Source organism: Cupriavidus sp. CP313, assembly GCF_054072015.1.
In genome coordinates this window covers 118,997-133,726 of record NZ_JBSVZB010000002.1, presented here as the reverse complement: position 1 = coordinate 133,726, position 14,730 = coordinate 118,997, and the positions used below count along the sequence as shown (strand labels likewise).

Annotated in this window: 13 protein-coding genes; 5 read left to right on the top strand and 8 right to left on the bottom strand. The window is 68.7% G+C overall.

Translation table 11 applies throughout. The annotated features are described in order from the left end of the window. Positions 1-511: 511 nt before the first annotated feature. The 7 genes from lnt to ACW4E8_RS02780 all read right to left on the bottom strand — a co-directional run bounded on the left by lnt (position 512) and on the right by ACW4E8_RS02780 (position 8,572). Complete coding sequence (gene lnt, locus ACW4E8_RS02810) at positions 512-2,122, bottom strand: apolipoprotein N-acyltransferase (RefSeq protein WP_456803130.1); 1,611 nt, start codon at positions 2,120-2,122, stop codon at positions 512-514. Further along, positions 2,119-3,006, bottom strand: a complete 888-nt coding sequence (locus tag ACW4E8_RS02805; protein ID WP_456803129.1) for an HlyC/CorC family transporter — start codon at positions 3,004-3,006, stop codon at positions 2,119-2,121. Before ACW4E8_RS02805 ends, lnt begins: the two co-directional genes overlap by 4 nt. 144 nt (positions 3,007-3,150) lie before the next feature. Further along, complete coding sequence (gene ybeY, locus ACW4E8_RS02800; protein WP_456803128.1) at positions 3,151-3,897, bottom strand: rRNA maturation RNase YbeY; 747 nt, start codon at positions 3,895-3,897, stop codon at positions 3,151-3,153. After that, entirely contained in the window at positions 3,898-4,896 is a 999-nt protein-coding gene (locus ACW4E8_RS02795) for a PhoH family protein (RefSeq protein WP_456803127.1), read from the bottom strand. A 33-nt stretch (positions 4,897-4,929) separates the two neighbouring features. Beyond that, the gene (miaB, locus tag ACW4E8_RS02790) at positions 4,930-6,282 is read right to left on the bottom strand and encodes a tRNA (N6-isopentenyl adenosine(37)-C2)-methylthiotransferase MiaB (protein WP_456803126.1); all 1,353 of its coding nucleotides are present in this window, start codon (positions 6,280-6,282) and stop codon (positions 4,930-4,932) included. An 89-nt stretch (positions 6,283-6,371) separates the two neighbouring features. After that, positions 6,372-6,773: a hypothetical protein gene (locus ACW4E8_RS02785; protein ID WP_456803125.1), complete on the bottom strand. Its 402-nt coding sequence runs from the start codon at positions 6,771-6,773 to the stop codon at positions 6,372-6,374. Positions 6,774-6,886: 113 nt separating this feature from the next. Then, on the bottom strand, positions 6,887-8,572 hold the full coding sequence (locus ACW4E8_RS02780; protein WP_456803124.1) for a ClcB-like voltage-gated chloride channel protein: 1,686 nt from the start codon (positions 8,570-8,572) through the stop codon (positions 6,887-6,889). 300 nt (positions 8,573-8,872) lie between these two features. On the opposite strand from ACW4E8_RS02780, the gene ACW4E8_RS02775 reads away from it, so the two are divergent. Together ACW4E8_RS02775 and ACW4E8_RS02770 are read left to right on the top strand one after the other, a co-directional pair. Then, complete coding sequence (locus ACW4E8_RS02775; RefSeq protein WP_456803123.1) at positions 8,873-10,465, top strand: DEAD/DEAH box helicase; 1,593 nt, start codon at positions 8,873-8,875, stop codon at positions 10,463-10,465. A gap of 18 nt (positions 10,466-10,483) precedes the next feature. Further along, positions 10,484-11,530, top strand: a complete 1,047-nt coding sequence (locus ACW4E8_RS02770; RefSeq protein ID WP_456803122.1) for a serine/threonine protein kinase — start codon at positions 10,484-10,486, stop codon at positions 11,528-11,530. A gap of 47 nt (positions 11,531-11,577) precedes the next feature. Here the strand turns inward: ACW4E8_RS02770 and ACW4E8_RS02765 are convergent, their stop codons facing one another. Next, on the bottom strand, positions 11,578-12,018 hold the full coding sequence (locus ACW4E8_RS02765) for a universal stress protein (RefSeq protein WP_041227749.1): 441 nt from the start codon (positions 12,016-12,018) through the stop codon (positions 11,578-11,580). A gap of 350 nt (positions 12,019-12,368) precedes the next feature. On the opposite strand from ACW4E8_RS02765, the gene ACW4E8_RS02760 reads away from it, so the two are divergent. The 3 genes from ACW4E8_RS02760 (at position 12,369) to ACW4E8_RS02750 (ending at position 14,729) form a co-directional block, all read left to right on the top strand. Then, positions 12,369-13,436: a CaiB/BaiF CoA transferase family protein gene (locus ACW4E8_RS02760; protein WP_456803121.1), complete on the top strand. Its 1,068-nt coding sequence runs from the start codon at positions 12,369-12,371 to the stop codon at positions 13,434-13,436. A gap of 92 nt (positions 13,437-13,528) precedes the next feature. Then, the gene (locus tag ACW4E8_RS02755; protein WP_456803120.1) at positions 13,529-13,939 is read left to right on the top strand and encodes a carboxymuconolactone decarboxylase family protein; all 411 of its coding nucleotides are present in this window, start codon (positions 13,529-13,531) and stop codon (positions 13,937-13,939) included. Positions 13,940-14,102: 163 nt separating this feature from the next. After that, positions 14,103-14,729, top strand: a complete 627-nt coding sequence (locus ACW4E8_RS02750; protein ID WP_456803119.1) for a LuxR C-terminal-related transcriptional regulator — start codon at positions 14,103-14,105, stop codon at positions 14,727-14,729. The last annotated feature ends 1 nt before the right edge of the window (position 14,730 follow it).

Sequence of the window (14,730 nt, the reverse complement as noted above, 5' to 3'; positions counted from 1 at the left end):
GCGGATTTTGCCAAACCCTGAATTCTATCGGCTTTTTGGCAAGGCGCCCCGTTTGGCGGGGCCGGCTAGGGCACGCACCGATGGCTGAGGATGCTTGCCAATGTCGGCCCTACGCAACGCATCGGGAAAATACTGAGGCGGATTTCAGGTTTGGCCGCTGCTGGCCGATAACGTTTTTGTATACAGTATGAGTAAGCAACCCGTTTCAGAGCGTTGCGGTTGACAGTCCGTGCCGGCATGGCGGGCACGGCCGGCTGCTGGCTGGTAGGGCAGGGGCCGTCTGTCGGTAACTGATGATTGATGGGGACTTGGCATCATGGCACTTCTTTCTCGCAAACCATATCTGGTCGCAATCGCGGTCATGATCGCCGCGGCCACCGTGTCCGTGGCGACCGGGCTGCTGAACTGAACCGGCTGGCGCTCACCTGAGGCGCCACAACCGGCACCGCAATCAAGCGCCGGACGGCGGCGGCGATCCCGCCGCGTCCGGTGCTTGCTTCAACCTGTGCCTTCAGCCTGCACCGCGCATCTTGCGCGCACGCCAGGCAGCAAGCCCCAGCACCAGCGCAAACAGCGCCAGCGCCGGCGCGTTCCCCCAGCGGATATAGGGCGTCAGCCCCTGCATGCCCTGCACCTCGGCCGCCAGCGTGCCGACCGTGAAGGTCGGCAGGCGTTGCTGCACCGAGCCGTCCGGGCGCACCACCGCCGTCATGCCGGTATTGGTCGAGCGCAGCATCGGCCGGCGCGTTTCCAGCGCGCGCATGCGCGAGATCTGCAGGTGCTGGTCCAGCGCGATGGTGTCGCCGAACCACGCCAGGTTGGTCAGGTTGGCGAGGATATTGGCCGGCGCCGGCTGCTGGCGCAGCGTCTGCGCGATTTCCTCGCCGAACAGATCCTCGTAGCAGATATTGGGCGCCACGCGCACGCCGCGCACCGGCAGCGAGGCCTGGTCGAGCCCGCCGCGGCGGAAGTCGCCCAGCGGCATCTTCATCATGTCGACGAACCAGCGGAACCCCAGCGGGATGAATTCGCCGAATGGCACCAGGTGGTGCTTGTTGTAGCGGTACAGGCGTTCGGTCTCGGGGCCCAGGCCGAAGACGCTGTTGGTGAAGTCCACCGGGGAGTCGGCGCCGGCGGCGCCGAACAGCACCGTGGTGCCGCTGGCCAGCGCGTAGTCACGCACCGCCACGGCCACGTCGACCGGCAGTTCTTGCAGGATGACCGGGAACGCGGTTTCCGGCGTGACCACGAGGTCGGCCGGCGCGGCGGTGATCATGTCGCGGTACAGCTCGATCGAACGCTGGATGCCGGCGGGCTCGAACTTGATGTCCTGGGCCACGTTGCCTTGCAGCAGCCGCACCGACAGCGGCTTGCCGGCGGGCGTGGTCCAGGCCAGCGGCGCCAGCGCGGCGCCCGCAGCGGGCAGGGCCAGTGCCAGTGCCAATGCGCCCAGCGCCCGGCCGCGTTCGCCGCGGCCCAGTCCGCGTACGGCAGCCGCCAGCAGTGCCGCCACCGCGGCTGCCAGGGCGCCGATGCCGTACACGCCAACCAGCGGCGCGAAGCCGGCCAGCGGGCCATCGGTATGGGCATACCCGCCCGACAGCCACGGGAAGCCGGTAAACACCACGCCGCGCAGCCATTCGGCGAGACCCCAGGCAGCGCCGAAGGCCAGCGGCGCCAGCAGCGTGGCCCTGGGCAGGCGCGCCGTCAGCCGATGCCACAGCGCGCCGGCCAGCGCCGGGTAGAGCGACAGGAAGCCCGAGAACAGCACCACCGCGAGCGCGGCCATCCACGCCGGCATCTCGCCGTAGACGTGCATGCTGATATAGAGCCACCAGATGCCGGACAGGAACCAGCCCAGCCCGAAGGCATAGCCAGTGGCGGCGGCCAGGCGCGCGCGCGGCGCGTCGGCCATCAGCGCGGCCAGGCCGGCCAGCGACAGGATCTGCAGCCACCACCAGTCATGGGGGGCGAAGGCTTGCGTATGGGCGATGCCGAGCACGCCGGCCAGCAGCAGCCGCGCCATGGTCGCTGTGCGCGAATGCGCGCGCGTGCCAGGCACGCCCGTCGGGGCGGCGTCGGCAGCGGCGGCGCCGTTGAGGATCGGGGCCGAACGCTTCATGCGCCGGCCGCGCCCGCGTTGTCGCCGTTGGATTCTCGGTGCACCTGCAGCAGGTGCACCTGCCGCGCGTCGGCGCGCAGCACCTCGAAGCGGATCGGCGGCAGGGTGATGACCTCGCCGCGGTGGGGCACGTGGCCCACGTGGTTGGACAGCAGCCCACCCACGGTATCAACGTCGTGGTCGGAGAAGGCGGTGCCGAAGGCCTCGTTGAACTGGGCGATCTCGGTCAGGCCGTGCACGCGCCAGCTGCCGTCGGGCATTGGCAGGATATTGTCCTGGTCTTCGTCCAGGTCGAACTCATCCTCGATGTCGCCCACGATCTGCTCCAGCACGTCCTCGATCGTCACCAGGCCGGCCACGCCGCCGTACTCGTCGACGACCATGGCGATATGGTTTCGGTTGATGCGGAAGTCGCGCAGCAGGATGTTCAGGCGCTTGGACTCGGGGATGAACACCGCCGGGCGCAGGGTCTCGCGCAGGTCGAAGGCGGGGTCGGTGTAGTAGCGCAGCAGGTCCTTGGCCAGCAGGATGCCGATGATGTTGTCACGGCTGCCTTCGTAGACCGGGAAGCGCGAGTGCGCCGTCTGCTGCATGAAGGGGATGAATGCCTCCGGGGCGTCCGCGATATTGACCATATCCATCTGCGCGCGCGGCACCATGATGTCGGCCGCGGTCAGTTCGGAGACCTGGAACACGCCCTCGATCATCGACAGCGAGTCGGCGTCGATCAGGTTGCGCTCATGCGCTTCCTGGAGCACTTCGAGCAATTCCGCGCGGGTGTCCGGCTCGGGGGAAATCAGGTCTGACAGGCGTTCGAGAAGCGATCTGGGCCGATCGGCCTGCTTCAGGTAAGCGGGCTTCGAACTGGGATAAGGGTCGTTCATTTCGCGGCGAGCGCGTGGTGGAGATCGTCTGAAGGATACACTAAAAGCCTGGCCGTCCCGTGACGGTGGGCGGTGGCCTGAGACGATTTGTGCAGCAAGCGGCGCCCGGTCGGCGCCGCCTGTGAGAAAGGGATCACGCGAGGATCACGCGGTGCGGTCGCCCTGGTAAGGATCGGCGTAGCCCAGCGCCTGCAGCGTCTCGGTCTCGATCGCTTCCATTTCCTCGGCCTCGGCGTCTTCCTCGTGCTCGTAGCCTTGCGCGTGCAGCACGCCGTGCACGATCAGGTGCGCATAGTGCGCTTCCAGCGGTTTGCGCTGCTCGCGCGCCTCGGCTTCCACCACCGGGCAGCACAGCACGACATCGCCCGTGACCGGGTCATCTTCGTTTTCCGCATAGGCAAAGGTCAGCACGTTGGTGGCGTAGTCCTTGCCGCGGTAGGTGCGGTTCAGCGTGCGGCCTTCTTCCTCGCCGACAAAGCGGATAGTCAGCGCCGCGTCGGCATACAGCGCCGACTTGACCCAGGTCTCGATCTTGCGGCGCGTCGGCAGGCCGGCGCGCTTGCCGACGCCGTCGCCGTTCTGGATCTCGAGTTCCAGGGCGGGCGGGGTGGCCGGGGTGCCCGTGGTGGTGACCACTGGCGTGGCGGTCACGGCCACCGACAGTGAGTCATGGTTGTCCGGGCGCACCAGCAGGCCGGCCTGCTGGTTGGTATCAGTATGCTCGGCCAGCAGCGCCACCACGCCGTCGGCGGCCTGCGACAGGTCCAGCGTCAGGCTGCGGCCGTCGGGCAGTTGTACGCGCAGCGCGTGCGCGGCGCTCTTGCGCGCGCGGCCGTCGCCGTCGAACAGGGTCAGGCTCACGGCGGAAGACTTGGATTTCTGGGATTTCAATTAAGCGTCCTTGTGCTGGGCATGGTATTCCTCATAGGCATCGACGATGCGGGCCACCAGCGGATGGCGCACCACGTCGATGCTGGTAAAGCGGGTGCAGGCAATGCCGCGCACGTCGCGCAGCACGTGCTGCGCTTCCACCAGGCCGCTCTTCTGCCCCTTGGGCAGGTCGATCTGGGTGATGTCGCCGGTGATCACCGCCCTGGAGCCGAAGCCGATGCGCGTGAGGAACATCTTCATCTGCTCGGGCGTGGTGTTCTGCGCCTCGTCCAGGATGATGAAGGCATGGTTCAGCGTGCGCCCGCGCATATAGGCCAGCGGCGCGATCTCGATCATCTGCCGATCGAACATCTTCTGCGTGCGGTCGAAGCCGAGCAGGTCATACAGGGCGTCGTACAGCGGGCGCAGGTAGGGGTCGACCTTCTGCGCCAGGTCGCCGGGCAGGAAGCCCAGGCGCTCGCCGGCCTCCACCGCCGGGCGCGTCAGCACGATGCGCTTGACCGCATCGCGCTCGAGCGCATCGACCGCGCACGCCACCGCCAGGTAGGTCTTGCCGGTGCCGGCCGGGCCGATGCCCATGGTCAGGTCGTGCGACAGGATATTGCGCAGGTAGTCGCGCTGCGCCACGGTGCGGCCCTGCAGCCCGGGGCGGCGGGTGTGCAGCACCGGCGATTCGTCGCCGATCTCGCGCTCCTCGACATCGTCGCCGTTGCCAGGCAGGTAGCTGCCATGTGCGGACAGCTGGCGCGTTTCCACCAGGCCCAGCTGCACGTCGTCGATCGACAGCGGCGTGCGTGCCTGGTTGTAGAAGCGCTCCAGCGCCGTCGCGGTGTCCTGCGCATTGTTGCCGCGCACCGTCATGCGGTGGCCGCGCCGCTGGATGGTCACGTCGAGCGCCTGCTCGATCTGGCGCAGGTTTTCGTCGAGCGGCCCGCACAGGTTCTGCAGCCGGGTGTTGTCGTCCTTGGGAGCGACGAATTCTGCGGATGGGACTTTCATCAGTTGGCGATGGCCTCGCTGGATGGTGCCTGATTACTGCCGAACGACGATCTCGCCGCGCAGCGAGTGCGGGAACGCCTGCGTGATGCTGACATCGACCAGCTGGCCGACCAGCCGGTCGCGGCCGGCCTGGGGCACACCCGGCAGCGCGAAGTTGACCACGCGGTTGTTCTCGGTGCGGCCGTGCAGCTCGGTCGGATCCTTGCGCGCGGGGCCTTCCACCAGGATGCGCTGCACCGTGCCGACCATGTTCTGGCTGATGCGCTGCACGTTTTCCTCGATGGTGGCCTGCAGCCGCTGCAGCCGGCGCAGCTTGACTTCGTGCGGGGTGTCGTCATGCAGGTTGGCCGCCGGCGTGCCGGGTCGCGGGCTGAAGATGAACGAGAACGAGGTGTCGTAGCCGATCTCCTCGATCATCGCCATCAGCTTCTCGAAGTCGGCATCGGTCTCGCCGGGGAAGCCGACGATAAAGTCCGACGACATCGACATATCCGGGCGCAGCGCACGCAGCTTGCGGATGATGCTCTTGTACTCCAGCACGCTGTAGCCGCGCTTCATCGCCATCAGGATGCGGTCGGACGCATGCTGCACGGGCAGGTGCAGGTGGTTGACCAGTTTGTCGCAGCGGCCGTACAGCTCGACCAGGCGCGAAGTGAATTCCTTCGGGTGGCTGGTGGTGTAGCGGATGCGCTCGATGCCGGGGATCTCGGCCACGTACTCGATCAGCAGCGCAAAGTCGGCGATCTCGGTGGTGTCGCCCATCTTGCCGCGGTAGGCGTTGACGTTCTGGCCCAGCAGCGTGACTTCACGCACGCCCTGTTCGGCCAGGCCGGCAACTTCGGCCAGCACGTCCTCGAACGGGCGCGACACTTCCTCGCCGCGGGTATAGGGCACCACGCAGTAGCTGCAGTACTTGGAGCAGCCTTCCATGATCGAGACGAAGGCACTCGGGCCTTCCACGCGCGCCGGCGGCAGGTGGTCGAACTTCTCGATCTCGGGGAAGGAGATATCCACCTGCGACTGGCCGGTGCGCTGGCGGCGCGCAATCAGGTCGGGCAGGCGGTGCAGTGTCTGCGGGCCGAACACCACGTCGACATACGGCGCGCGCGAGACGATGCTGGCGCCTTCCTGGCTGGCCACGCAACCGCCCACGCCGATCACCAGGTCGGGTTTGACGGCCTTGAGCGCCTTCATCCGGCCCAGTTCCGAGAACACCTTCTCCTGCGCCTTCTCGCGCACCGAGCAGGTGTTGAACAGGATCACGTCGGCGTCTTCGACGTTGTCGGTGGGTTCCAGCCCCTGGCTGGCGTTGAGGACGTCGACCATCTTGCCAGAGTCGTACTCGTTCATCTGGCAGCCGTACGTCTTGACGAAAACTTTCTTCATATGCCGATCTCAGTGGTTGACCTGGGGGCATCAGGGTGTTGCAACAACACGGCCGGCGCGTGGGGCACGCCGGTCGCACTTCCGGGGGACTACGACTTTTTCTTCAGCGCCTTCTGTTCCGGCTCGCTCAGCACCCACGCGGTCAGCAGCTGGCCGTACAGGTCCAGCCTGTACCGCACCGGCAGCTTCTGGCCTGCCACCGCGGCGCTGGCCAGCAACTGGTTGTCGGTGCCGAACAGGCGCAGGCCGGGCGCCACGCCGACGGTCTTGCCATCGAGCGTGGCCGTCTGCGGCGCACCGGCAGACGGCGTGGCGATAACGAGCCTGGCCGCCTGCGCATCGTCCGGGATCACCCGCACCGGCTGGGCCATCGCGCTTGCCGCACCGAGCAGCAGGGCGGCGGCGCAGGCCAGCGTTGGCAACAGCCTGCGGGCGCGCCTGGGTTGGACCGACTCCGGCGCCTCGCGGCGCGCATCACGACCTGCTGGCATGGGGGAGAACTCCGACAAATGGGACGACGCGTTGGCGGGAATGGCCCGAAGGCGGGCGCAACCTGTGATTTTACCCCGCTGGCGGCCTGGCTGTGTCGGCGATGCGGCCGGGCTCAGAACAGGCAGGATGCCTCTTGCAGCACACGCTGCTTGGACACCGTGCCCATCAGCTCGCGGCTGGCGCTGTCGCGCACCAGCGGGATGCGGTTGATGCCGTGCTCGGCAAACACCGCCAGGGCATCGCGCAGCCGCGAATCCGGGGTTAGCGCGGGGAAGTCGCGTTCGGCCAGCGCCAGCACGTCGTCCGCGGCCCCCTCGCGCTGGGCGCGCTGCAGCGCGTGGATCGACAGCGCGCCCAGCAGGCGGCCATCCGCTTCGACCAGATAGAGGTAGCGCGTGCCGGTCTCGGCAAACTTGTCGGCTGCGGCCGCCAGGGTAGCGTTCGGGTCGAGTACGGTATCGGTCGGGTCGCACAGGCCCGCCAGCGTCAGCGTGCGGGCATGTTCGGCCGCGGCCGAGGCCTCCGTGCGCTCGGCGATCACGCTGTACAGCGACAGCGTCTGGCAGCGTGACGCGGTGTAGTACGCCGCCACCGCGCCGATCATCGACGGCAGCAGCAGCGCGGGCGCCAGCGTCATCTCGAACACCATCAGCACCGACATCAGCGGCGCCTGGCTGGTGGCCGCCAGGAACGCACTCATGCCCACCAGCGGCAGCAGCGGCGCCGCACCGGCCGCCGTGCCCTGCATGCCGATGGCCAGCAACTGCCCGAGCGCCGCCCCCACGAACAGCGACGGCGTGAACACGCCGCCGACCGCCCCCGAGCCCATGCTGATCACCGTTGCCACCAGCTTGGCCAGCAGCACGCCGGCCACCGGCACGCTCAGCGGCTGTTCCTGCAGGATGGTCTGGATGGTGGAATAGCCGTTGCCGACCACCTCCGGCACCGCCATCGCCAGCACGCCGACCAGCGCCCCGCCCAGCGTCAGCCGTGCCACCGGGCCGCCAGGCACCGCGGCAAAGCGGCTGCGCGCAAAGCCCGCCGCGCGCATGAACAGCGCGCCCGCAATGCCGGCGGCCACGCCCAGCGCCGCCGCGGCCAGCAGGATGTGCGGGCGCAGGTCGGGGGCGATATCCAGGCCCGGGTAGAGCGGCTGCAGGCCGCCGTGCCACTGGCTGACCATGGCGCCGGCCACCGAAGCCAGGAAGAGCGGCATCAGGCGCTGCACCGCGAGCGCCCCGAACACCACTTCGGCAACGAAGACGGCGGCGGAGAAGGGGGTGTGATAGACGGTGGCAAGGCCCGCCGCGGCCCCGCAGGCGGTCAGCATGCGGCGCATGTTCGAGCCGCCGCCGCGTTCCAGCCGGGTCGACGGGAACAGCGAGCCGCACAGCGCCGCCAGCTGGATCATCGCGCCTTCCTTGCCGACCGAGCTGCCGCTGACGATCGAGAAAAACGACGAGAGCGCGCGCAGCAAGGTGATCCGCACCGGCAGGCGGCCGCTGCCGTTGGCCACCGCTTCCATGTAGTCGGTGGCGCCGCCGTGGCTGCCGGCCAGGCGATTGGACAGCACCAGCAGGCCGCCCGCCAGCGCGCCGCCCACGGCCGGCACCACCACGCGCCAAGCCAGCGCCAGCGTGGCAAACACGGCCACCACGTCGGCATGGCTGGAAAACAGGATGACGCCCGCGCCCTCCAGCGCTTCCTTGAACAGCGTGGTGGCAATGGCCGCGACGATCCCGACCGGGATGGCCGCGAACAGGGTGACTTCCTGGTCTTCGAGGAAACGCAAGCGCATGGCGGCTTTCCGGGGCACATGTGGCGCGGGTGCGGAGCCGGAGAGGGGGCGGGCAGAGGCTGTCATGATAGCGCAGCGCCACCCGCGCAGACCCGATGTGCGCCAGCGCGCATGCGGGGCCGCGCCCGGTGCAGAACCCGCTTGTCCCGGACTGGTACACTACCGCTCTTTCCTTCGCGGGCGGGCCGGTGCCCTGCCATGCCGGCTTCCCGGCGTTCGCGTTCCGATTCCGATCCGATTACCAGGAGCCATCCGGCGTTTGGCGCACCGCGTGCGCAGCGATGGCCCAAGCAGCAATTCATGTCTTTTTCTGAACTCGGCTTGTCCGACAAGATTGTGCGTGCCGTGGCCGAACAGGGCTACACCACGCCGACTCCCATCCAGGCCCAGGCGATCCCCGCCATCCTCAAGGGCGGTGACCTGCTCGCCGGCGCGCAGACCGGCACCGGCAAGACCGCCGGCTTTACGCTGCCGATGCTGCAGATGCTGTCCGACTCCGCGGCGCGCGGCGCCAATGGCGCGCAGCGTCCGGCCCGCCTGCCGGTGCGCGCACTGGTGCTGACGCCCACGCGCGAACTGGCCGCCCAGGTCGAAGAGAGCGTGCGCAACTACGGCAAATACCTGCGCCTGCGCTCCATGGTGATGTTCGGCGGTGTCGGCATCAATCCGCAGATCGAACAGCTCAAGCGCGGCGTAGAGATCGTCGTGGCCACGCCCGGCCGCCTGCTGGACCACGTGTCCCAGCGCACCATCGACCTGTCGCAGGTGGAACTGCTGGTGCTCGATGAAGCCGACCGCATGCTCGACATGGGCTTCATCCATGACATCCGCAAGATCCTCAACGTGCTGCCGGCCAAGCGCCAGAACCTGCTGTTCTCGGCGACGTTCTCGGACGATATCCGCACGCTGGCCGACCGCCTGCTGAACAACCCCGCCTCGATCGAGGTGGCGCGGCGCAATACCACGGCTGAAACCGTGGACCAGCGCGTCTACCCGGTGGACCGCGAGCGCAAGCGTGAACTGCTGGCCCACCTGGTGCGCCAGCATGACTGGCACCAGGTGCTGGTGTTTACGCGCACCAAGCACGGCGCCAACCGCCTGGCCGAGCAGCTGACCAAGGACGGCCTGTCGGCACTGGCGATCCATGGCAACAAGAGCCAGTCGGCGCGCACGCGCGCGCTGTCGGAATTCAAGACCGGCACGCTGCGGCTGCTGGTGGCAACCGATATCGCCGCGCGCGGCATCGACATCGACCAGCTGCCGCACGTGGTCAACTTCGACCTGCCCAACGTGCCCGAGGACTATGTGCACCGCATCGGCCGCACCGGCCGCGCCGGCGCCGAGGGCGAAGCGATCTCGCTGGTCTGCGTGGACGAGATTGCGCTGCTGCGCGATATCGAACGCCTGATCAAGCGCAAGCTCGAGCAGACCGCGCTGCCGGGCTTCGAGGTTGACCCGAGCATCGCCCCCGAGCCGATCCAGAAGGGCCGGCAACAGCGTGGCGGTGGTGGCCAGGGGCAAGGACAAGGCCAGGGCCGCGGACGCGCCCAGGCGCGTCCGGCCGGCAACGAAGGCGAGGGCGCCCAGCGCCAACGCCCGGCGCGCGAAGCGCAGGCTGCGCCGCGGCAAGCCCAGGGCGGCCAGCCGCGCACGCGCGCTGCCGAAGGCGGCCAGCGCGGCAACGGTGCAGCCAATGGCAACCGTGGCGGCCAGCCCGCCGGCGGCGCGCGCAATCCCGCACCGCGCCGCGATGGCCAGGAGCCGGCGCGCCAGCAACGGACCACGGCTCAACCCGCGCGCCAGCCGCACGACGCGGCACCGGCACCGGCGCGCAATCGCCGTCCGGCGCCGCAGGCCGCGCTGCTCGGCGGCAACCGCAAGCCGGCGCGCTGAGCGGGACAGGCTGACACCATGCACGCGCCCGACGCCCCGGCCGACCCCGGCGTTCCCTACGCCGGCCTGACGCCGGAGCTGATGCTGGACGCGCTGGAAGGCGCCGGCCTGCGCCCCGACGGGCGCCTGCTGGCGCTCAACAGCTATGAGAACCGCGTCTGGCAGCTGGGCATCGAAGATGCCGCGCCGGTCATCGCCAAGTTCTACCGTCCGGGCCGCTGGACCGACGCGGCCATCCTGGAAGAACACGCCTTCGTGCAGCAGCTGGCCGATGCCGAGATCCCGGCCGTGCCGGCCATGGTGCTGGCACCGGGCGAGGCCGGCACGCTGCTGCATCACGCCGGCTTCCGTTTCGCGGTATTCCCCCGCTGCGGCGGCCGCGAGCCCGCGCTGGACCGTTCCGACACGCTGACCTGGCTCGGCCGCTTTATCGGCCGCATCCACGCGCTGGGGGCGACGCAGCCCTACCAGGCGCGCCCGGCGCTGGATCTGGAAACCTTCGGCGTTGCCCCGCGCGACTGGCTGCTCGCCAGCGGCTGCATTCCCGCCGACCTGCTGCCCGCGTGGCAATCGGTGACGGACCTGGCGCTGGACGGCGTGCGCCGCTGCTATGAGCGCGCCGGCGAGGTGCGCCTGCTGCGCACCCACGGCGACTGCCATCGCGGCAACGTGCTGTGGATTGACGAGGACGATGCGCGCGGCGGCACCCATGGCGCGCCGGGCCCGCATTTCGTCGATTTCGACGACAGCCGCATGGCGCCGGCGATCCAGGACATCTGGATGCTGCTGGAGGGCGACCGCGCGTCCATGCAGGACCAGCTGGCCGATATCGTTGCCGGCTATGAAGACTTCGCCGAATTCCAGCCGCGCGAACTGTGGCTGGTGGAAGCGCTGCGCACGCTGCGGCTGCTGCACTACAGCGCCTGGCTGGCCAGCCGCTGGGCCGACCCGGCCTTTCCGGCCGCCTTCCCGTGGTTCGGCACGGCGCGCTACTGGCAGGACCGCATCCTGGAGCTGCGCGAACAGGTGGCGCTGATGGACGAAGCGCCCCTGTGGGGCGCCTGAGACCTACCGGGCGGCGCCGCCAGGGCGCCGGTATTCCGCTGCTTTGCTCAGCTCTTCTTTTCAGGCGCCTTGACCAGCAGCACCGGGCACTCGGCCTGCGCCAGCACGCGGCCCGCGACTGAACCGATCACCGCATCGAAGAACGAACCCCGGCCATGCGTGCCCATCACGATGGCCGCGGCGTCGACCGAGCGCGCACAGGCAACGATGCGCTCCGGCGCGAAGCCGTGCAGCGGGTGCCGCTCGAACGGCACCTTGGCTGCGGACAGGATGTCGCAGACCGCCGCCATGGCCTTGTCGCTGGCCTCCTTGTGCCAGTCGTCGATGGTCTCCTTGCTGACAAAGGCGCGCACCTGGCCGCTTACTTCCGGCGCCACATGCACGACATGCACGGTGAAGCCGCTCTGCAGCAGCTTGCCTTCGGCGATAAAACGGGCCGCGGCGTCGCTGAAGGCCGAGCCGTCGGTGGCGAGCACGATATTGGTCATGTTGGGAATCTCCTGGATGGGGGCTGTCGGCAGGCGGTGCGCCATGAGGCGGCACCGCCATCTGGAACCATCATGGCACCTAGTGTCCTGCCAGGACCCGATTTAGATCAAGTCGGATCGGATTTATCCGATCCCGCCGTGCGATAGCCGGCCGGCTGACGGATTCCGTCAATCCGGCTGAAGCATTTGGCCATTGCCCCGTCAACGCGGTGGCGCGTAGCATGCTCCCGAGCCCCGCGGCAGGCATTGGCACGCCCGCGCTGCCGCAGGCACGGCCCATCCCATACCAATTCAATGCAAGCTGCCCCCGGCCATGGCGCGGGCGGGCGGCGATTCCGGAGACGACGATCATGAGTGAGCGTGGCAACCTGCTGCCCCTGCGCGGTATCAAGGTAGTGGAATTCGAAGGCATCGGCCCCGGCCCGTTGTGCGGCGCGATGCTGGCCGGCCTGGGCGCCGAGGTCACGCTGGTGACCCGCCCGGTCGCGCCGGATGCCCGCCGCATCCTGCGCGGCCAGCCCGTGCCGCCTGAGATGGAGCTGGAGCACGGCAAGCGCGTGGTGCAACTGAACCTGAAGTCGCCGCAAGACGTGGCCGCCGCGCTGGACCTGGTGGCCGGCGCCGACGCGCTGATCGAAGGGCTGCGCCCGGGCGCGATGGAGCGCCTCGGCCTGGGCCCGAAGGTGTGCCATGCACGCAATCCGCGCCTGGTCTACGGCCGCATGACCGGCTGGGGCCAGACCGGCCCGCTGTCGCAGAGCGCCGGCCACGACCTTAACTACATCGCGCTGACCGGCCTCTTGTCGATGGCCGCGCGCGAAGGCTCACTGCCGATGGTGCCGCCGACCGTGGTGGGCGATGCCACCGGCGCGCTTGGCCTGGCATTCGGCATCACCAGCGCCATCCTGAGCGCGCGCGCCAGCGGCGAGGGCTGCGTGGTGGATGCAGCCATCACCGATATCGTCGCCATGCTGGGCTCGCTGGTGCAGGTGTCGCGCGCAGCCGGCACGCTGGGCGGCCCGCAACCCAGCCCCTTCCACGATTCGCCGTTCTATGACGTCTTTCCTTGTGCCGACGGCCGCGCCATCACGCTGGGCGCGCTTGAGCCGCAGTTCTACCGCGAGCTGCTCGAGCGGCTGGAACTGACCGACATCGACCCCGCCACGCAGTATGACCGCGCCCATTGGCCCGCGGTGAAGGCGCGCATTGCCGCGTGCATCGCAGGCAAGCCCAGCACCCACTGGGAGGCAGTGCTGGGCGGCACCGACGTGTGCTTTGCGCGCGTGCTGACCCTGGACGAGGCCGCGCGCCATCCGCACAACCAGGCTCGCGGCACGTATCGGCTGTACCAGCAGGGCGAGCGCGAGGTGCCGCGTTCGGCGCCGGCGCCGCGCTTCCTGCCCGCAGGCACGGAATGACCTGGGGCCGCGGCACTGATGCTGCGGCCTCTCGAATCTGCTTGATCGGTTCGGCTACCATGCGGCATCCACCCAAACCGGAGACCCATGCCATGGCCGAACCCAGCCAACCTCCCGCCTATACCCCCACGCCGGCCTTCGAGGCCGGTCTTGGCGTGCGCACCGAAGTGCTCGGCCCCGAGCACGTCAAGCGCGCGCTGGACGCCGCCGCGCAGCAGGGCGACACCAGCCTGCAGCAACTGGTGACGGAGTTCGCCTGGGGCACGGTCTGGACCCGCGACGGCCTGGACCGCAAGCAGCGCAGCCTGGCCACGGTGTCGATGCTGATTGCGCTGAACCGGCCGCAGGAGCTGGCCGGGCACCTGCGTGGCGCGCTCGCCAACGGCGTTACGCCGCAGGAACTGCGCGAGCTGATGGTGCACAGCGCGGTCTACTGCGGGTTCCCCGCGGCACTGGATGCGAGCCGCAAGCTGACTGAAGTCCTTGACGCTGCCAACGGGTAACGCCGACCGCGGCATCGGTACGAAAACAGCGCGATGCAGAAAAGTCTGACTCTGATGCAGATTTTGCCGCATCTGCGCGGCGAGGATTCGGCGCGTCAGGATCTCTCCGGCCCCTTAACCTTGGCACCAGGCCAAGCCATGCCAGTCGTTAAGGAGCCTCAAATTGCATCTCGCGCTGATCGTCGACGAACCTTCCCCGTTCCGCACCACGCTGTCCGCTGAACTCTGCGCTGAGCTGGGCGCCGGTGAAGTACTGGAAACGGATGGCATGCGGGAAGCGTTCCGGCTGGTCCGCGAGCACCGGCCGGGGCTGGTGCTGGTCGATGTCGAGCGCTTCGGCAATCCCGGCATCGACTTTGTCCGGCGCGTCTCGGCGACGCTGCCCACCGTGCCCTTGCTGGTACTGTCCGACAGCGATGCCACGCTGGCGTCGGTGCGGGCGCTGCGCGCCGGCGCCCATGGCTTTGTGGTCAAGCAGCGTGGGCTGGCCGAGGTGATGCAGGCCGTGCGCGGCGTGCTGGGCGGCTACCTGGTATTTCCCATGCATACGCTGGAGACCGTGCGCCAGATCGGCGAGCAGCGGGAATCCGGCTTTGCGCGGCTGAGCAACCGCGAAATCACCATCCTGCAATACCTGGCGCGCGGCCATTCCAACAAGTCGATCGCGGCGCAATTGCTGATCAGCAGCAAGACGGTCAGCACCCACAAGGCCAACATCATGGCCAAGCTCAATGTCGGCTCCCTGGTCGAAATGGTGGACTACGCGCGCCGGCATCAGCTGGTGTGGTGAC